This window comes from Rhizobium sp. GR12 (genome assembly GCF_036596185.1).
GTDB classification, from domain to species: domain Bacteria; phylum Pseudomonadota; class Alphaproteobacteria; order Rhizobiales; family Rhizobiaceae; genus Agrobacterium; species Agrobacterium nepotum.
Map to the genome: position 1 here is coordinate 177,309 of NZ_JASXTH010000006.1, position 19,405 is coordinate 196,713.

Below are 19,405 nucleotides of genomic sequence, written 5' to 3' on the forward strand. Positions count from 1 at the left end.
GTCATCTAAAGCGATTGCCAGCGGCGCGCGTCGAAAATAAGGCGATCAGCCGTTCAGAAAACTGTCCACCGCCTTCACATTTTGTGTGGCGAAGAAATCTGCGGTCGCGCCACTGTAGACGACCCGACCGCGATCAAGAAAAACCACCCGTTGCGCCAGCTTTCTTATGTCGTCGGGATGGTGCGTGACAATAACCACCGTGTTTTTTGTTTCGGCATGCAAGTCGAGAAGCAGGGACGTCATGCCCGCCCGCAGCCCCGGATCGAGCGCGGCGAAAGGCTCATCAAGCAGCATGACCGGTTTTTTTCGGACCAACGCGCGTGCCAGCGCCGCCCTTTGTCTTTCCCCGCCGGAAAGCGTGCCGGGCAAACGTTTATCGAAACCCGACAGACCCACGCGTGTTAGCGCCATCTCGATCCTTTGACGGTCTTCCGCCCGCAATTTCAACCCGGCGCTGACGCCAAGCGCGATATTGGTAAAGATATCAAGATGGGCGAAAAGGTTATTATCCTGAAAGATCGATGATACCGGTCTTTCGGAAGGGTCGAGCGCCTTCATGTCTTGCCCACCGATCAGCACGCGACCGGAATCGGGTATTTCGAAACCCGCGATGAGATTGAGGAGCGTCGATTTTCCCGAACCGGATGCGCCGACGACGGCAGTTATTTTGCCCTGCGGGAATGCACAATCAAGATCGAAATCCTGCGTTCCGAGCCTCAGCCTGACCTTGTCCAGCTCCACTGCAAAATCGCCGCCTGTCATATGCTCGCCCTTGCTGATTGCGCCCCTGCCGGTTGCGACTGCCGTGAGACACCGCCTGCGGCAAGCAGCAGACAGACGACACCAAGGATGAACGCATATCCGGCGGCATCATTGGTGCGGTAGCTGCCCATATTGCTATAAACCAGCCATGGCAAGGTGACGAAACTTTCCGATCCGAACAGGGCAACCGCCCCTAGGTCACCGAGCGACAGCGCCATGGCGAAGGAAAACGCCATGAGCAAAGGCCGCCGCAGAACCGGCAGATCGGCAAACCGCAGCCGCGTCCAGCCCTGAAGCCCGAAACTGGCGGATAGCCGGCCAGTGCGCAAAAAATGGCTGGCGAGGGCCGGCTCCAGCACCCGCATCGCAAGCGGCAGCGCCATCAGCATATTGATCAGCGCCACGAGGACGGGGGCATAAAAACTGACATCACCGAATGGCCGCAACAACAGGAACCACCCGCTTCCCAGCACGACGGGTGGCACCAGCAGCACCAGCGACGACCCCGCCCCGAGCGTGGCGGAGAGAAAACGCAAGGGCTGAGCCGCGTGCCGCCTTGAACCCACGGCCTGTCGCGCAGCGATGATGGCCATGCAAGTGAGCACGACGAGGATTGCGGAGAGCGCGGCGATTGCAAGACTGGTGGCCGCTGCGCGCAAGAAGATCGGCGCGGACAAAAGGCGCGGCAGATCGGCACTCAAGCCCGAGACGGTTATGGCGACAAGCGGCAGGCCGATCAGCAGAACCGCCAGAACGATTGCCGTCCCATCCCAGAGACGGGCGCCAACACCTTTGCCGTCGAAACGGCGAAGAGGACGACCAAGCGTGGCGATTTCTGCTTCGGGCGACGGCAAAAAGGCGAGAAGGCCGAGCAGGATTGCGGTGAGGGCAATTTGCAAAACAGAAAGCGCGATAGCCCGCTGCGGATCGAAATCGAACCGCAAAGCCTGATAGATCGCCACCTCCAGCGTCGTCGCCGCCGGACCGCCGCCAAGCAGAAGTACGAGCGTGAAGCTGGTGGCGCACAGCATGAAGACAAGCCCGGCAATGCCCGGAACGAGCCGCGAGACGGCCGGCCATTCGATGAAACGGAAAACCGAAACCGGCCCCATGCCGAGACTTGCCGCCATCCGCCAATATTCACCCGGAATGCGCTCAAGGCCTGCCAGCATCAGCCGAACCGCAAGCGGCAGATTGAAAAACACATGCGCGATGAGAATGCCGGAAAGGCCATAAATATTGAAAGGCTCATCTGCACCGGCAGAAACGAGGGCCGTATTCAAAACACCCTGCCTGCCCCAGATGGCGATGATGCCGAAGGCGCCGACGATGACCGGCAGCCCCATCGGCACCGCCATCAACCTGATGATCCATATCCGTCCCGGAAAATCCTGTCGACGGGAAAGCGCCAGCGCCACCGGCAGGCCAAGAGCGACGGAAAGAACGGTGGAGAGCGTTGCCTGATAAAGCGTGAAGCGCAGGATGCGCAGCGTATAGGCATCCATGATTCCAGCAGTGGATGCACCGGCATCGAAAGACAGGAGGGCCGCGACGGCGAGCGCCATGAACAGGAAAACGGCGGCAAACGCCGCCGTTCCAGCAATGATCGACCACCTGTAATCGCGACGCAGCATCATGCGCGAGTGTGCCTCTTGCTCAATTCATGCTCATGGCCGCAAGCCATTCATCGATCCATGCCTTGCGGTTCATCGCCACCTCCTCCGGGTCCATCAGAAAGGTCTTCTGCGGCACGACGAGTTTGGAAAACGCCTCCGGCAAGGGCTTCGACGTCGCCGCAACCGGCATCATCCAGTTGTTTTCCGGAATGGCATCCTGAAAACCTGATGACAGGGTGAAAGCGAGGAACTGTTTCGCAAGCTCCTTATGCGGCGCGTTTTTGAGAAGGCCGGACACCTCGATCTGGATGTAGTGCCCTTCGGAAAAAGCTGCGGCCTGATAGCGATCCGTCTTTTCCGCGACCATGTGATAGGCGGGCGACGTGGTGTAGGAGAGCACCATCGGTACCTCACCCTTGGTAAAGAGACCATAGGATTCAGACCAGCCCGGCGTGACGGTGAGAATGCGCTTCCTGAGCTTCGCCCAGGCTTCCGGGGCCTTGTCGCCGTAAACGGATTTCACCCACAGCAGCAGGCCAAGGCCCGGCGTGGAAGTGCGCGGGTCCTGAATGGCGATTTTCTGCGAGGGGTCGCCTTCCACGAGGTCCTTCAGGCTGGTCGGCGGGTTCTTCACCGTCTGCGTATCATAGATGACGGCGAAATGACCGTAATCATAGGGTACGAAAACATCGTCCTTATAATTGCCGGGCACCTTGGCCGCCGATGCATCGATACCGCTGATATCGAAAAGACCGGTCTGCTTCGCTTCTGCTACCAGATTGGTATCGAGACCCACCACGACATCCGCCTTGGACCCCGTCCCTTCAAGCTTCAGACGGTTGAGCAGCGCCACACCGTCCGCCACACCAACGAAGTTGACCGTACAATCGCACACCTTCTCAAAGTCCTGCTTCACCTTGGGGCCGGGACCCCACTCGGAAACGAAGCTTTCATAGGTGTAGACGGTCAGTTCCTGTCTGTCCTGCGCAACGGCAAGACCGGGCAGAAACAGCGAAGCGGCAATGAGGGAATTCAGGAAAAGACGACGGCGCACGGGTATCTCCTCAAAAAACAAAAAGGGAAATAGCCGCTTGCCTTGAAGCCGTCTAATCCCTCCGCCGGTATGAACCGGATCAGGTTCTTCGGGTTGGCAAGCCTCTCAGCCTTTCGCATGAATATACAAAAGACACCCCGTTAGATCAAAACGAGATGTAATCGCGCCGCCTCAGATTGGCAAGATGGCTGTCGTCAGCTCTGCGCTGCCATATGCACCAGTTCCCAGACGTGACCGTCGGGATCCTGAAAACTGCCAGCATACATGAAGCCATGATCCTGCACGGGTTTCCAGCCGCTGCCACCGGAGGCCAGCGCCGTTTCGATCATCCGGTCGATTTCCTCGCGGCTTGCCGCAGTGAGACAGGTCAGGACCTCGGTGCTGTGCGTCGCGTCGGCGATATCGCCATTGATGAAATCGCGAAAACGCTCTTCCTGAAGAAGCATCACGAAGATGTTCTCCTCAACGATCATGCAGAGCGTGCGGTCGTCCGAATATTCCGGATTGAAGCTGAAACCGAGAGCCGTGAAGAAGCTTCTGGATGTCTCGATATTCTTGACGGGCAGATTGACGAAGATCATGCGCATTTTCTGAACTCCTCCGAACCGGCACAGAAAACGGCAATTCCATCTCCCTGTCAAAGGCGGATGAGGCCCCAGTCAAGAAATCGCAACCGCCGTCAGCCTTCAATTTCCTCGCGCAGCATCTCCAGCTCCAGCCATTCTTCTTCCATGGTCTCGAGCTTTTCGCGCAGCTTCGTCATTTCCTTCGCCAGCATGTTGAAGGTAGCCGGATCTCTGGTGAACAGATTGGGATCGGCCATGCGCTCCTCACGCTTGGCGATCTCGCCTTGCGTCTTTTCCATCTCCTTCGGAAGATTTTCGAGCGCGAATTTCTGCTTGAAGGAAAGCTTGCCCTTGGCCTTTGAAGGGTCCTGCGACGCGGAAGCCGAAGGTGCGGCCTTTGCCTTTTCCTGCTTCTCGGCTTTGCGTTTCTCTTCCGCAGCACCCTTGCGCTGCGCCATCATATCCGAATAACCGCCGGCATATTCGATCCAGCGTCCGTCTGGTTGGTCCGGATTGGTAGGCGCGATGGTGGAGGTGACGGTACGGTCGAGAAAATCGCGGTCGTGGCTGACGAGGATGACCGTGCCGGAAAAACCCGCGACGATTTCCTGCAAAAGATCGAGCGTTTCGATGTCGAGATCGTTGGTCGGCTCGTCGAGGATCAAAAGGTTGGTCGGCCTTGCCAGAATACGCGCCAGAATAAGACGGGCACGCTCTCCACCGGAGAGGTTGCGGATTGGCGTGCGGGCCTGTTCCGGCTGGAACAGGAAGTCCTTCATGTAACCCGTCACATGTTTCAGCTCGCCATTGACCAGCAGATTGTCGCCCCGCCCGTCGGTCAGATAATGAGCGAGCGTATCGTTTGGATTGAGATCCTCACGCTTCTGGTCAAGCGTCGCGATCTCCAGATTGGTGCCGAGCTTCACCGTGCCGCTATCGGGCTGAAGCTGGCCGGTCAGCATCTTCAAAAGCGTGGTCTTGCCGGCACCATTCGGCCCGACAAGACCGATGCAATCGCCGCGATGCACCCGCAGCGAAAACGGTGCGATGATCACGCGCTCGCCGTAAGACTTGGTGATGGCGTCTGCCTCGATGACCAGCTTGCCGGATTCCCGCACCTCCGCAGCCGTCGCCTGCACGCTGCCCTGCGGTCCTTTGTGGCCGCGATAATCCGCGCGCATCGCCTGAAGCTCGCCCACGCGGCGCATGTTGCGCTTGCGTCTCGCGGTCACGCCGTAACGCATCCAGTGTTCTTCGCGCTCGATGGCCTTGCCGAGCTTATGCTGCTCCAGCTCTTCCTCTTCCAGCACCTTGTCGCGCCATTCCTCGAAATGCGCAAAACCGCGGTTGAGACGGCGGGACTGGCCGCGATCCAGCCACACGGTCGAGGTCGAGACCTTCTCCAGAAAACGCCGGTCATGCGAAATCAGCACCAGCGCGCTGCGCGTCTGCTGCAACTCGCCTTCAAGCCATTCGATGGTGGGCAGGTCCAGATGGTTGGTCGGCTCGTCCAGCATCAGAATATCGGGTTCGGGCGCCATGACGCGGGCAAGGGCCGCACGCCGCGCTTCACCGCCGGAAAGACTGTCCGGATGCTCCTGCCCCGTCAAACCGAGATGCTCGAGAAGATAGGTAACACGATAGGCATCGTCGCCAGGCCCGAGCCCCGCTTCTGCATAGGCCTGCACCGTGTCGTAATCGGCGAAATCCGGCGCCTGTTCCAGGTAACGGATGGTGGCGGAAGGGTGACGGAAAACCTCACCCGACTGCGCCTCTACCAGACCGGCGGCGATCTTCATCAGGGTCGACTTGCCCGAGCCGTTGCGCCCGACGAGGCAGATACGGTCGCCCGGTTCCACCTGAAGATTGGCGCCGTCGAGCAGCGGGGTCACGCCGAAGGTCAGCTTGATGTCATCGAGTTTCAAAATTGGGGGTGCCAAGGCGTCAGGCTCCGGTCAGATCATAAGGGCGGGCGAGCACGATGGCTTTGCCGCTTTTCAGCGAGAAATGCACAAGGCCGCCATTCGCGACATTGGAAATAGTGCGGGACGAACCGAAAGCAAGCGCGAAATCACTGAGGGGATAGCGCACATTGCCGATATCGAGCCCCGCAAGGTCGGTAAACCCGGCAACCGAAAACAGCGAACCGGCCGGCAGATCGAGATCAAGCGAACCGGTGAGCAGCGGACGGGCCTCCTCTTCGCCGGAGGTCAGCGTAACCTCCAGACCGCGTTCGGCAAGCGCCACCGCATAAAGAAGGTGTTGCAGCGCATGGTCGCTTCTCGCTCCACCGAGCGCACCGGCAAGCACCAGCGAACGTGCGCCACGGGCAAGAGCCTCCGACACTGCGATCTCGCCATCGGTCACGGCCTTTGCGGCCGGGTAAGGCTGCCGCTCCACATCGGGCCAGGCATCCAGCAGGTCTTTACTGGTGGAATCGAAATCCCCCACCCAAAGCTCCGGCGTAAGGCCAAGCGGTGCCGCATGGCGCATGCCGCCATCGGCCGCGATCACGCGGCTACCCGCAACCGCCGCTTTCAGGCGATCGGTAACGGTGACATCGCCGCCAAGCAGAATGGTGAAGCGTTCTTTATCCATGCCCTGCCTTATCGCACCTCAGCCAAAAATGGAAAGGCAGAAACCCGATGAAATCAGCCGATATTGATTTTCCTCGGCTTCGGGATTATGAAACGCCTCAGTGGTGATTTGCCGACCGGCTTGCAGCCACTTTAAAGAAGTCGCTAAAGGGTCGAGGAAAAAAGGCAATTTCCTGGGACCGGCTGCGATTTCGCTGCCGGTTTTTTTGTTTTCGCAACGTTCTTTACGTCATCCGAAAAGAGAGTTCGACATGCCGATCAAGATTCCCGATACGCTTCCCGCTTACGAAACCCTCATTCATGAGGGCGTGCGGGTCATGACCGAAACGGCGGCCATCCGGCAGGATATCCGCCCGCTCCAGATCGGGCTTCTCAATCTCATGCCGAACAAGATCAAGACGGAAGTACAGATGGCGCGCCTCGTCGGTGCATCGCCGCTGCAGGTGGAATTTTCGCTGATCCGCATCGGCGGACACCGCGCCAAGAATACGCCGGAAGAACACCTTCTATCCTTTTACGAGACCTGGGAAGAAGTACGCCACCGCAAGTTCGACGGTTTCATCATCACCGGCGCGCCCATCGAAATGCTGGACTATGAAGACGTCACCTATTGGCCCGAGATGCAAAAGATTTTCGACTGGACGCAAACCAATGTCCATTCGACGCTGAACGTCTGCTGGGGCGCGATGGCCGCCATCTACCATTTTCACGGCGTGCCGAAATACGAGTTGAAGGAAAAGGCTTTCGGGGTCTATCGCCACCGCAATCTCTGCCCCTCCTCGATCTATCTCAGCGGTTTTTCGGACGATTTTCAGGTTCCGGTCTCGCGCTGGACGGAAGTGCGCCGCGCCGACATCGAAAAACACCCCGAGCTGGAAATCCTGATGGAATCCGAGGAAATGGGCGTGTGTCTGGCGCATGAGAAAAAGGGCAACCGGCTCTATATGTTCAACCATGTCGAATATGATTCGACCTCACTTTCGGATGAATATTTCCGCGACGTGAACGCCGGCGTTCCAATCAAGCTGCCGCATGATTATTTTCCACATAATGACCCGGAACTGGCGCCACTCAACCGCTGGCGCAGCCATGCCCATTTGTTTTTCGGTAACTGGATCAACGAGATATACCAGACGACACCCTATGATCCCCAAGCCATCGGCGAACTGGCCGCTTAAATTGCGGGATTGCGAATTGCCGGAAAATGACGCAACGTCCGCCCGGCAATTCACGAAAATCGGGAGAATGATGGAATGAGCGATGCGGCGGCACGGGAGAATTTCGGTTTCACGGCGACCGGAGAAAAGGTCGAGCGCGTCACCATCTCGAAAGGCGGGCTGACGGCCAAGGTCATCACCTGGGGCGCGGTCATTCAGGATCTGCGCCTTGAGGGCCACCAGCCGCCGCTCGTTCTCGGTTTCGATAAATTCGAGGACTACAAATACTCCTCCTATTTCGGCGCCACCCCCGGCCGCAATGCCAACCGCATCGGTGACGGCAGGTTCTCGATCGACGGACACGAATATCAGCTGGAACTGAACGAAAAAGGCGTCACCCACCTACACGGCGGCAGCGACGGCATGGGCAAACGCAACTGGATGCTGATGGAACATGGCGAAAGCCATGCGGTCCTGCAGATCATCGATCCCGACGGCCGCGCCGGTTACCCCGGCAATTGCACGGTTACCGCCACCTATACGATCCTCGACGGCGGCGTGCTTTCGGTGGTCTATGAAACGGTGACCGACCAACCGACCATCGCCAATGTCTGCCAGCACTCCTATTTCAATCTCGACGGCGCAGATACCGCCCTTGGACATGAGATCAGCATCGCCGCTGACTTTTACCTTCCGACCAACGACAGACAGATACCGACAGGCGAAATTCGTTCCGTCGAAGGCACCGTCTTCGATTTGCGCCAGCCGACGCCGATGCGGCGGGAAGAGGATGGCGAGCAGGTTCTATACGACCATAATTTCTGCCTTTCGCCCGAGCGCCGGGCAAAACGCAAGGTCGCCCGCGCCTATTCACCAGCCTCCGGTATCGCCCTTGAGGTTCACACGACAGAGCCCGGCGTGCAGCTCTACTCGGCCTTCAAGCTGGACGTTCCCGTTCCGGGCCTCGATGGCCGCCACTATGGCCCGTTCGCCGGTTTTTGTCTGGAAACGCAGATATGGCCGGACGCCGTCAATCACCCCGATTTCCCATATGCGATCCTGCGTCCCGGCGAGACCCTGCGTCAGGAAACCGACTATATTTTCAAAAAAGGCTGAGGCCGTAGGCAGATATCAGTCAAGCACGCAGCCGACATAGCCGCCGGAGGCGCGTGCACGCCGTTCGATAAGACCAGCGAGACGTTGGAGACCGCGTCCCGGCTTGCTGGCGACACGGTCAATGGGATTGGGCAGGGAAACGGCAAGCAGCGCCGCCTGACGGGAACTGAGTTTTGCAGCCGGCACCTTGAAGTGGTGCTGCGCGGCGGCTTCGATGCCGTAAATGCCCGGTCCCCATTCGGCAACGTTGAGATAAATCTCCATCATCCGCTTCTTGGACCAGATGAAATCCGCCGCGACCGCCAGCGGCAACTCCAGCCCCTTGCGCAAGAACGAGCGGCCATTCCATAAAAACAGATTCTTGGCCGTCTGCATCGGTATGGTGCTAGCGCCACGGGTGGAGGCCCCCTCCAGCGCATTGCTGACGACGGACTGCATCTGGTTCCAGTCGACGCCGCCATGGAAACAGAATTGCCCGTCTTCGGACATCATCACGGATTGCACAAGGCGCGGAGAAATATCCTCGAGCGGCACCCAGCGGCGGTCATAGCCCTGCAAGGTCACCAGATCGGCAAGCATCAGCGTCGAGACAGGCCGAAAAAATGGCAACGCATAAACCGGGATCAGCAGATAGGGCAGGATCAGCAATGCCAGCAAGGTCATGATGATACGCTTTGCCAACGTGCGAAAATCCACCTTCGGACTGCTCCGGTCTTCCGCCAGCACGGCGTAATCTGCGTCGCTTTCAGGCGTACTGCTCAATATTCGTCAAAGCCCCGCACCAATCGAAGCCTTTCATATTCCATTGCCGCCTTCAAGGCGAGTCCGGTCAAGCAGTTGCACCTGGGAATCACGAAAAGGTTGCCTGCATTCGTGCGGCATGCCAAAGAGCGCGGCATGGACGCTCAGATGACGAATTTCGAAACGAGGCTGCGCGACAACGCGGCAAAGACCGAATCCCTGCTTGCCCGCCTGCTGTCCGCAGAAGCGCGTGTGGACGAGATCACGCGTCCGCAAAACCTGCTCGACGCCATGCGCCATGGTGTGCTGAACGGCGGCAAACGCCTGCGTCCGTTCCTTGTCATCGAAAGTGCCGCCCTTCTGGGCGGAGACGCCGAAGCCGCCCATTATGTCGGCGCTGCGCTGGAATGCCTTCATTGTTATTCGCTGGTGCACGACGATCTGCCGGCGATGGACGACGACGACCTGCGCCGTGGCCAGCCGACGGTACACCGCAAATTTGATGAAGCAACCGCCATTCTCGCCGGTGATAGCCTGCTGACGCTCGCGTTCGATATCATCGCATCGGATGAAAATCCGCTCCCGGTAGATCGCAAGGCCGCACTCGTGCTGGCGCTTGCCCGCGCGGCGGGCATTGGCGGCATGGCGGGCGGGCAGGCGCTCGATCTCGCTGCGGAAAAGAAGACGCCGGATGAGACCGGCATTGTTACATTGCAGGCTATGAAAACCGGCGCTCTGCTGCGTTTCGCCTGCGAGGCGGGTGCGATCATCGCCGGCAGCGACGTTTCCGAACGGCAAAGACTTCGTCTCTTCGGTGAAAAGATCGGCCTCGCCTTCCAGCTTGCCGACGATCTTCTGGACCTGACGGCCGACGCCGCCACCATGGGCAAGGCGACCGGCAAGGATGCCGCACGCGGCAAGGGAACGCTGGTGGCGTTGCGCGGCGAAGGCTGGGCACGCGGCAAGCTTCAGGAGCAGGTGACGGAAGCCACCGAACTTCTGACCCCCTATGGCGAAAAGGCCGCGATACTGATCGCGGCCGCAAGATTTATCGCCGAACGGAAAAGCTGAGCCGGTTTCCCGGCTCATCGTTTTTCAGCCTGATCAGCCCTTGAGCGGCGAAATCAACACTTCAACACGGCGGTTCTGCGCACGGCCATCAGATGAGCCATTCGAGGCGATCGGCTGCGAGGCACCGAAGCCGAGCGTCGAAATACGGCGCTGATCGACGCCGCGTGCGCCGAGATAGTTTGCAACAGACGCCGCACGACGCTCGGAAAGCGCCTGGTTATGCTGCTGGCTGCCGGTGGAATCGGTATGGCCATTGATGTCGATCAGCGTGCGGTTGAACTTGTTCAGCACGATGCCGACGGAATCAAGCGTCTGATAGAACGGCGGAATAACCTGATCCTGATCCGTCGCGAAGGTGATGTTCGATGGCATGTTGAGAACGATGCTATCGCCACGGCGGCTGACGGAAACGCCGGTTCCCTGAAGCTGGGCGCGAAGCTCGGACTCCTGGCCATCCATATAGTTGCCGATGGCGCCACCGGCGAGCGCACCAACGCCGGCACCGATGAGCGCGGCGTTGCGGCGACCGACCGGCGAGCCGCCGACAGCCAGACCACCGAGGGCGCCGACGACAGCGCCGATACCAGCGCCACCGGCCGTGTTCGACATCTTCTGCTCACCCGTATAGGGATCGGTCGTGGTGCAGGCGGAAAGATAGGTCCCGCAAAGGGCAACGATCGCGATTTTTTTGATCATGTGTTTTGGTGCTCCGAAAGGTTCAGGCGGTATGACAGTGGAATTCCGGCATTTTCACGGTAGTTTTTACTCCGCCGCGTCTTTCCGGCCAAAACGCTTTTCGATGTAATCGATCACAAGCGCTTCAAAATCGGCGGCGATGTTGGGACCACGCAGGGTAAGCGCCTTCTCTCCATCGATGAAGATCGGTGCGGCTGGGCTTTCGCCGGTGCCAGGCAGCGAAATGCCGATATCGGCATGTTTGCTTTCGCCGGGGCCATTCACGATGCAGCCCATGACGGCAACATTGAGCGCCTCGACGCCGGGATATTTTTCACGCCAGAGCGGCATGTTCTTGCGAATGTCGTTCTGGATGTTCTGGGCAAGTTCCTGAAAAACGGTGGACGTGGTGCGTCCGCAGCCGGGACATGCCGCAACGACCGGAATGAACTGGCGAAAACCCATGACCTGCAGCAATTCCTGCGCCACCTGCACCTCGCGGGTGCGGTCTCCGTTCGGCTCCGGTGTCAGCGACACGCGGATCGTGTCGCCGATGCCGTGCTGCAACACGTAGCCCATGGCGGCAGATGATGCGACGATGCCCTTGGAACCCATGCCGGCCTCGGTAAGACCAAGATGCAATGCGTGGTTGGAGCGTTCCGACAGCATCGAATAAACCGCGATCAGGTCCTGCACCTGGCTGACCTTGGCAGACAGGATGATGCGGTTGCGCGGCAGGCCGATCTCTTCGGCAAGCTCGGCGGAAATCAGTGCCGACTGGACGATGGCCTCGCGGGTGACTTGGCGGGCGGAGAGCGGAAAACCCTGCTCCTTATTCTTGTCCATCAGCGTCGTCAGCAATTCCTGATCGAGCGACCCCCAGTTGACGCCGATGCGAACCGGCTTGTCATAACGGATCGCCATTTCAACGATCTCGCCGAACTGCTTGTCCTTCTTGTCCTTGAAGCCGACATTGCCCGGATTGATGCGGTATTTCGCCAGCGCCTCGGCACAGGCCGGATGATCGGCCAGAAGCTTGTGGCCGATATAGTGGAAATCGCCGATCAGCGGCACATCCATGCCAAGGCGCAGCAGCCGCTCGCGGATTTTCGGCACGGCGGCAGCGCTCTCGTCGCGGTCGACGGTAATGCGCACGATTTCCGAACCGGCCTGGAAGAGGGCCGCCACCTGCTGAACGGTGGCGTCAATATCCGCCGTGTCGGTATTGGTCATCGATTGCACGACGACAGGCGCGCCGCCACCCACGATGACGCCGCCCACGTCGACGGCGACGGATGCGCGGCGGGGCTTTGGATCATAATCGGCGTGTGACGTCATGGCGGTCTCTGGAGCTTGCGGCAAGGTCTGGTAATTGAGGTGAAACAAGGGGGCCTGCTTGTCAACACCCAACGCATAAGAGCTTCTACTTTACCGCAATCATGGCAAAATTCGAGACGCCTATTCCTTGCCCGCACCATCCGCATGCCGGGCGAGCCGCGAAAGCAGCAAAACCACCACATGCAGCAACGGCAAAGCGACAAAGACGCTGGCAAGGCCGGTATGTTCGGCAATGAAGCCGATGGCCGAGGGCGCCACCAAAATGCCGGAATAGCCCATGGTAGTGACGACCGACAGGCCGATGCCGGGCGCCAGTCCGGGCATATTGCCTGCCGCCGAAAAGGCAATCGGCACCATGTTGGAAATACCGATGCCGGCAATCGCGAAACCGATAATCACGACGGTGGAATTTCCCGCAAGCCCGGCAATCAGAAGACCCACAATCGACATGACCGAGCAGAATCGCAGCGTATTGACCGCGCCGAACCGATCACGCACCAGATCGCCGGCAAAACGCATGGCCGCCATGGTCATGGAAAAGGCCGCGAAGGCGAAACCGGACTGCGAGACCGAAGCGCCGAGTTCATTGCGTAGATAAAGAGCACCCCAATCGAGGATCGCACCTTCCGGAATCATCGAAAACAGCGCCATCAGGCCGATAATCCACGGCAGGGGCGTCAGCGGCAGGCCGCCCTTCGGGCGTTGCTCCTCGGCATGCGGCCGATCCGCAAGAACGCGCGGCCAGGCAATGACCAGCAACACCAGCGCTATGACCGTCAGCGCGATAGCATGCCCCTGCACGCCGATTGCCGTGATGAGATAACCGCCAAGACCGGCGCCGATCAGGCCGCCGAGGCTCCAGAAGGCATGGCACGACGACATGATGGCGCGGCGCATGTCACGCTCCACCGCCACCGCATTGGCGTTCATGGCGACATCCATTGCCCCCGTCAGTCCGCCGAACAGGAAAACCGCGATCACTCCCGCCCAGATCGTTCCGGCCCAGGAGATGAAAAGCAGTGTCGGCAAAAAGATCGCCGCAGTCACCAGGCTAACCGTGCGCGATCCGAAACGGGCGATCTGGGAACCGGCGATGGGCATGAAAACCAGAGAACCGATGCCGAAAACCAGAATGATCAGGCCGAGCGCACTTTCACTGAGGGATAAGCGCGCCGCAAATTCCGGGATTTTGGGAGCCCACGATCCCATCATGAAACCGTTCATCAAAAACAGCAGGGACACGCCAAGCCTGTGCCGCGTCAGATAGGACGAGCGCTTGACCGTCGGCGAAAATGTCGTGGGGCCGTTCATCGGTAATATCCTTCAGACTTGACCGTGGAAAATTGAGCAGCGTCATCTTCGCCGCACTGAACATGCACGCCTTTTGCCGACAGCGCTTCGACCAATGCGCGGTCGGCATCCTGTTCCAGCACCAGGAAAAGGGGTGGCGAAAAATCATGCACGTGAAAAGCCGCCTTATGACCCAGCTTTTCCGTGGTGATGGCGGCAACGATCCGCTGGCTGGCGCTGCAGGCAAGCCGCTTGAACACCGCATCCTCGAAAACGTCCGCCGACAGGCCTGTATCGGCGGCGACGCCGCAAACACCGAGAATACAGAGATCAGGCCGCATCAATTCGAGTTGCCGCAACGCCATGGCGTCGATTGCCGCGCCGACAGCCGGATCGACCTTGCCGCCGATCAGCACCAGATCGATATCGGCCCGCCCCGTCAGTTCTGCGGCGATGGCAGGCGTATTCGTCACCACCGTCAATCTGAGACCGGCAGGGATCGCCCTTGCAATGGCAAGATTGGTGGAGCCGGCATCGATGAAAACGACCATGCCCGGCTCCAGCAGCGGAACGGCCGCGCGCGCCAGCGAGGCCTTGCGGTCGGCATCCTCGGCAATCCGCGTCTTCAGTGGCACCGTTTTGCTGCCGGAAAGCAACGCCCCGCCATAAACCCGCAGGCATTCCCCACGCGCCGCCATTTCCCGCAGATCCCGGCGGACAGTGTCTTCAGAAACTCCGAAGTTCTGCGCGAGATCCTGCGCGAGCACCCGGCCGCTCTGCCGCAATTGCGCAAGGATGAGCGCTTGCCGCTCGCTGACAAAATGGTCGTTCATCGGGGTCCATGCATAAACAGGAATAAACGTGCACGAACATGCATACGTGAGTTTTAGGAGAGGCACAACAAAAAAAGCCCGCCAAGGGCGGGCATTGTCAAGGGTTATAGTCGTCCGCCATCAATGGCAACGCCCGCCAAAAAGGCGGGCGTCTGAACTCGTATCAAAAGATCCAGTACACCTTTTTATTCGGCGTAGGCGATCAGCAGATCCTTCGCGTCGATCTGGTCACCGGGCTTGACCAGCACTTCGGCAACCTTGCCATCGCGCTCCGCATGAAGCGCGGTTTCCATCTTCATGGCCTCGATGGACAAGAGCACGTCGCCGGCCTTGACCTCCTGGCCCTGATTGATGAAGACGCGGCTGATGACACCCGGCATCGGCGCACCAATATGTGTGCCGTTGCCGAGTTCCGCCTTGCGACGCACCGCAGAGCCGGAGGCACCATGGGCGCGATCCGGCACCTTGATGCGGCGCGGCTGGCCGTTGATCTCGAAGAACACCGTCACCATGCCCTTATCGTCAGTACCGGATGAGGCCTGATTGACGATGACCAGCGTCTTGCCGCGTTCGATATCGGCAAACAGCTCCTCGCCATCCTCCATGCCGTAGAAATAGGCATGGGTGGGCAGGACTGAGACCGGACCATAGGTCTCGGCGGTGAGCGCGAAATCGGTGAACACCTTCGGATACATCAGATAGGATGCGAATTCGAAGTCGTTCACGGAGCGCTCGAGCTTGGTTTCGATCGCCTTTCTTTCCGCACCGAGATCGGCATCCGGCAGCAGCGAACCGGGACGCACGGTGTAGGGCGCCTCCCCCTTCAGCGCTTTTTTCTGCAGGGCTTCGGGCCAGCCGCCGGGCGACTGTCCAAGATCGCCCTTCAACATCGAAACCACCGAGTCCGGGAAAGACACTTCACGATCAGGGTTTTCGACATCGGCAACAGTCAGATCCTGGCTGACCATCATCAGCGCCATGTCGCCGACGACCTTGGAGGACGGCGTAACCTTGACGATATCGCCGAACATCCGGTTGGCATCGGCATAAGCCTGCGCCACCTCGTGCCAGCGGCTCTCAAGACCGAGCGAACGGGCCTGTTCCTTGAGGTTGGTGAACTGACCGCCGGGCATTTCATGCAGATAGACTTCCGAAGCCGGTCCCTTGAGATCGCTTTCGAAGGCCGCATACTGGTTGCGTGCCGCCTCCCAGTAGAAGGAGATGCGACGGATCCATTCGGTATTGAGACCGGTATCGCGTTCCGATCCGGCCAGCGCCTCGACGATGGAGCCGAGGCAGGGCTGGGACGTATTGCCCGAAAGCGCGTCCATCGCAGCATCCACCGCATCCACGCCCGCATCGACGGCGGCAAGCACGGTCGCAGCCGCAATGCCGGATGTGTCATGGTTGTGGAAATGGATCGGCAGGCTGGTCGCCTCCCGCAGCGCCTTGAACAGCACCTTGGCGGCGGCAGGCTTCAGAAGCCCCGCCATGTCCTTGACGGCGATGATATTGGCGCCCGCACGTTCCAGCTCGGCGGCGAGGTTGGTGTAGTATTTCAGATCGTATTTCGGACGGGCCGAATTGAGGATATCGCCCGTGTAGCAGATGGCCGCTTCGCAGAGCTTGTTCTCCTCGGCGATCGCATCCATCGAGACCCGCATATTCTCCACCCAGTTGAGGCAGTCGAACACACGGAACAGATCGATGCCGCCCCTTGCGGCCTGACGGACGAAATATTTCACGACATTGTCGGGATAGTTCTTGTAACCGACGCCGTTCGCACCGCGCAGAAGCATTTGCAGAAGCAGGTTCGGCGCGCCTTCGCGGATCTGCGCTAAGCGCTCCCACGGGTCTTCCGTCAGGAAGCGCATGGACACGTCGAAGGTAGCGCCGCCCCAGCATTCCAACGAAAGAAGCTGCGGCAATGCCTTGGCGTAAACGCTCGCCACCCCGGCAATGTCGTGGGTGCGCATGCGCGTGGCCAGCAGCGACTGATGGCCATCGCGCATCGTCGTATCGGTCACCAGCACCCGCTTTTCGTTGCGCATCCAGTCGGAAAAGCCCTTCGGCCCCAGCCTGTCGAGCAATTGCTTGGTACCATCAGGTGTCGGCGCGTCGATATAAGGAACCACCGGCTTTGCGGCATTTGCCGGCGGCTTCACGCGGCCTTTGGTCTCCGGGTGGCCGTTCACCGTCACATCGGCGAGATAGGTGAGCAGCTTTGTGGCCCGGTCCTGCCGTTTGACCTGCGCGAACAATTCCGGCGTCGAATCGATGAAGCGGGTCGTGTAGGTGTTGTTGCGGAAACTCGAATGCCCGATGATGGCTTCGAGGAAGGTCAGGTTGGTGGCGACACCGCGAATACGGAATTCGCGCAGCGCACGGTCCATGCGGGCAATCGCTTCATCCGGCAGCGGCGCCCAGGCCGTTACCTTGACGAGCAGCGGATCGTAATACCGGGTGATGATCGCTCCCGAGTAGGACGTGCCGCCATCGAGACGAATACCGAAACCTGAAGCCGAGCGGTAAGCCGTTATCCGGCCGTAGTCGGGAATGAAGTTGTGTTCCGGGTCTTCCGTGGTGATGCGGCACTGCAGCGCATGGCCGTTGAGGCGGATATCCTCTTGGCGCGGCACACCGGATTCCGCCGTGCCGATAGCAGCCCCTTCCAGAATATGGATTTGCGCCTTGACGATATCGATGCCGGTCACGACCTCGGTGACGGTATGCTCCACCTGAATGCGCGGATTGACCTCGATGAAGTAGAATTTGCCGGTATCAGCATCCATCAGATATTCGACGGTACCAGCGCCGATGTAATTGGTCGCGGCAGCGATCCGTAGCGAATAGGCCGCCAGTTCCTGCCGCTGCGCTTCCGACAGATAAGGTGCCGGTGCACGCTCGACCACCTTTTGATTGCGGCGCTGGATCGAACAATCGCGCTCGAACAGATGCACGACATTGCCGTGTGTATCACCAAGAACCTGGCTCTCGACGTGGCGGGCGCGCTCGAGCAGCTTTTCGAGATAGACCTCGTCCTTGCCGAAAGCGGCCTTCGCCTCGCGCTTGGCCTCTGTCACCTCACGCGCCAGATCTTCCTTTTTGCGGATGGCGCGCATGCCGCGACCGCCGCCGCCCCAGGAGGCCTTCAGCATCACCGGATAACCGATCTCTTCCGCCATGCGCTCGACCTGCGCGATATCGTCCGGCAGCGGATCGGTCGCCGGCACCACCGGAACATTGACCGAGATCGCCAGATTGCGGGCGGCGACCTTGTTGCCGAGCTGGCGCATCGTATCGGCCGTCGGTCCGATGAAAGTGATGCCCGCCTTGTTGCAGGCCTCTACGAATTCAGGGCTTTCGGACAAGAGGCCATAGCCGGGATGGATCGCGTCCGCTCCCGAAAGCCTGGCCACCCGGATAACCTCCTCGATCGAAAGATAACTCTCGATCGGTCCCATATCCTTGGCGAGATGCGGACCCCTGCCGACCTGATAACTTTCGTCCGCCTTGAAGCGGTGCAAAGACAGCTTGTCCTCTTCCGCCCAAATCGCGACGGTTTTTATTCCCAGCTCATTGGCTGCCCGGAACACTCGGATCGCTATTTCGGAGCGGTTGGCAACAAGTATTTTCGATATTTTCAAGACGGTCTCCCCACACGCCAAACACAATTTCTGCTGCACTGCGGAATTAAGCAGTAAAACCCGGCCTTGGGAAGGGCAATTCCGGCGGGAACTGTCCTGTTTGCGCTAGCTCAGCAAGCCGTTGCGAAAGGCGAGCGCGACAGTATGCTGGCGGTTCTTGGCGCTGAACCGTCGCTGGATTCCATTGATGTACCAATCGACCGTGTGGTTGGAGATCGATAGTTGACGTCCAATTTCCGTCGAGGTCATGCCATCAGCCATCAACGTCAAAACCTCCATTTCCCGCCTTGTAAGCTCCAGGGCGGAAACATTCGGCACATTGCTGAGGTTGTGGGGTTGACCCGAGAGGTCGAGCAGGCGCCAGAACACCGCGCGCGTCGCCGCATCGAGCAGCTCAACCTGCAACGAGGGCAATTGCCGATCCTGACCGCCGATGAAAACCGCGCCGATAAATCCCGCACGTCCATGCACGGGAAAGGCATAACCGCCCTGAAGGCCGTAACGGCCGGCATCGTGAAAAAAGACGTTCGCCCTTTTCCGGTGCATCGCGCGAGGCAGGCCCTCGAGCGCCTCTTTCCACCGAAACGGCTTGTGCACCATGCCGATCACCTTGCGGACGGGATCGACAAGATTGTATTTTTTAGCCCTATAGACCTCTATCCAGCCTTCCGGGAGATGTTGTGCGAGAATCTGGCCGGTGGAGGCAAGCTCCCCGGTCATCCGCCGGCTGACGAGGAAATATTCAAAACCGTATTCGCGAATGAGCGCTGCAAATTCGGAGCGAACACGGTCGGCATTTCCCGCCTGGTAGCACGCAGAGATGAAGTGAAGAATATCATGCATAAAGACATATGCCCGGAGCTTGGCTTGAAAGGGATGACATGAAGGACGTGGTCCCGCGAGGACGTCATGTTACCCGGGCGCCGGTCGGTTCAGACTGAA

General features: G+C 59.4%; 15 protein-coding genes, 1 pseudogene and 2 riboswitches. Of the genes and pseudogenes, 3 read left to right on the plus strand and 13 right to left on the minus strand.

Features of this window, described 5'->3' with window-relative positions; genetic code table 11:
• Positions 1-45: 45 nt before the first annotated feature.
• The 6 genes from QSK43_RS12470 to QSK43_RS12495 all read right to left on the minus strand — a co-directional run bounded on the left by QSK43_RS12470 (position 46) and on the right by QSK43_RS12495 (position 6,596).
• Entirely contained in the window at positions 46-762 is a 717-nt protein-coding gene (locus QSK43_RS12470) for a thiamine ABC transporter ATP-binding protein (RefSeq protein ID WP_045019493.1), read from the minus strand.
• Positions 759-2,399, minus strand: coding sequence for a thiamine/thiamine pyrophosphate ABC transporter permease ThiP (thiP, locus tag QSK43_RS12475; RefSeq protein ID WP_332303691.1), 1,641 nt, complete (start codon positions 2,397-2,399; stop codon positions 759-761). The genes QSK43_RS12470 and thiP overlap by 4 nt, the downstream gene beginning before the upstream one ends.
• Positions 2,400-2,418: 19 nt before the next feature.
• On the minus strand, positions 2,419-3,432 hold the full coding sequence (gene thiB, locus QSK43_RS12480; RefSeq protein WP_332303692.1) for a thiamine ABC transporter substrate binding subunit: 1,014 nt from the start codon (positions 3,430-3,432) through the stop codon (positions 2,419-2,421).
• A 39-nt stretch (positions 3,433-3,471) separates the two neighbouring features.
• Positions 3,472-3,582: riboswitch (TPP riboswitch) on the minus strand.
• 44 nt (positions 3,583-3,626) lie between these two features.
• On the minus strand, positions 3,627-4,019 hold the full coding sequence (locus QSK43_RS12485; protein WP_332303693.1) for a VOC family protein: 393 nt from the start codon (positions 4,017-4,019) through the stop codon (positions 3,627-3,629).
• 92 nt (positions 4,020-4,111) lie between these two features.
• Positions 4,112-5,938: an ABC-F family ATP-binding cassette domain-containing protein gene (locus tag QSK43_RS12490; protein WP_332303694.1), complete on the minus strand. Its 1,827-nt coding sequence runs from the start codon at positions 5,936-5,938 to the stop codon at positions 4,112-4,114.
• A gap of 4 nt (positions 5,939-5,942) precedes the next feature.
• Positions 5,943-6,596, minus strand: a complete 654-nt coding sequence (locus QSK43_RS12495; protein ID WP_332303695.1) for a thiamine diphosphokinase — start codon at positions 6,594-6,596, stop codon at positions 5,943-5,945.
• Between the two features lie 90 nt (positions 6,597-6,686).
• Positions 6,687-6,763, plus strand: a riboswitch (SAM riboswitch).
• Positions 6,764-6,846: 83 nt separating this feature from the next.
• On the opposite strand from QSK43_RS12495, the gene metA reads away from it, so the two are divergent.
• Positions 6,847-7,773: a homoserine O-acetyltransferase MetA gene (gene metA, locus QSK43_RS12500; RefSeq protein ID WP_332303696.1), complete on the plus strand. Its 927-nt coding sequence runs from the start codon at positions 6,847-6,849 to the stop codon at positions 7,771-7,773.
• A gap of 75 nt (positions 7,774-7,848) precedes the next feature.
• On the plus strand, positions 7,849-8,868 hold the full coding sequence (locus tag QSK43_RS12505; protein ID WP_332303697.1) for an aldose epimerase family protein: 1,020 nt from the start codon (positions 7,849-7,851) through the stop codon (positions 8,866-8,868).
• A gap of 15 nt (positions 8,869-8,883) precedes the next feature.
• On the opposite strand, the gene mtgA is transcribed toward QSK43_RS12505, so the two are convergent.
• Complete coding sequence (gene mtgA / locus QSK43_RS12510) at positions 8,884-9,630, minus strand: monofunctional biosynthetic peptidoglycan transglycosylase (protein ID WP_332303698.1); 747 nt, start codon at positions 9,628-9,630, stop codon at positions 8,884-8,886.
• A gap of 135 nt (positions 9,631-9,765) precedes the next feature.
• Here mtgA and QSK43_RS12515 point away from each other — a divergent pair, with 135 nt between their 5' ends.
• A complete protein-coding gene (locus QSK43_RS12515; protein WP_332303699.1) occupies positions 9,766-10,680 on the plus strand; it encodes a polyprenyl synthetase family protein in 915 nt (304 codons plus the stop codon).
• Positions 10,681-10,713: 33 nt separating this feature from the next.
• Here QSK43_RS12515 and QSK43_RS12520 read toward each other — a convergent pair whose 3' ends face one another.
• The 6 genes and pseudogenes from QSK43_RS12520 to QSK43_RS12545 all read right to left on the minus strand — a co-directional run bounded on the left by QSK43_RS12520 (position 10,714) and on the right by QSK43_RS12545 (position 19,306).
• Positions 10,714-11,376, minus strand: a complete 663-nt coding sequence (locus QSK43_RS12520) for an OmpA family protein (RefSeq protein WP_332303700.1) — start codon at positions 11,374-11,376, stop codon at positions 10,714-10,716.
• A gap of 66 nt (positions 11,377-11,442) precedes the next feature.
• Entirely contained in the window at positions 11,443-12,693 is a 1,251-nt protein-coding gene (gene ispG / locus QSK43_RS12525; protein ID WP_332303701.1) for a flavodoxin-dependent (E)-4-hydroxy-3-methylbut-2-enyl-diphosphate synthase, read from the minus strand.
• A gap of 120 nt (positions 12,694-12,813) precedes the next feature.
• Positions 12,814-14,004 (minus strand): MFS transporter, encoded by a 1,191-nt coding sequence (locus QSK43_RS12530; RefSeq protein WP_332303702.1) that lies wholly within the window; start codon positions 14,002-14,004, stop codon positions 12,814-12,816.
• A gap of 12 nt (positions 14,005-14,016) precedes the next feature.
• Positions 14,017-14,816: pseudogene (locus QSK43_RS12535) on the minus strand (DeoR/GlpR family DNA-binding transcription regulator).
• A 185-nt stretch (positions 14,817-15,001) separates the two neighbouring features.
• On the minus strand, positions 15,002-18,463 hold the full coding sequence (gene pyc / locus QSK43_RS12540; protein WP_332303704.1) for a pyruvate carboxylase: 3,462 nt from the start codon (positions 18,461-18,463) through the stop codon (positions 15,002-15,004).
• Positions 18,464-18,568: 105 nt separating this feature from the next.
• Entirely contained in the window at positions 18,569-19,306 is a 738-nt protein-coding gene (locus tag QSK43_RS12545) for a LuxR family transcriptional regulator (protein WP_332303705.1), read from the minus strand.
• Positions 19,307-19,405 lie beyond the last annotated feature (99 nt).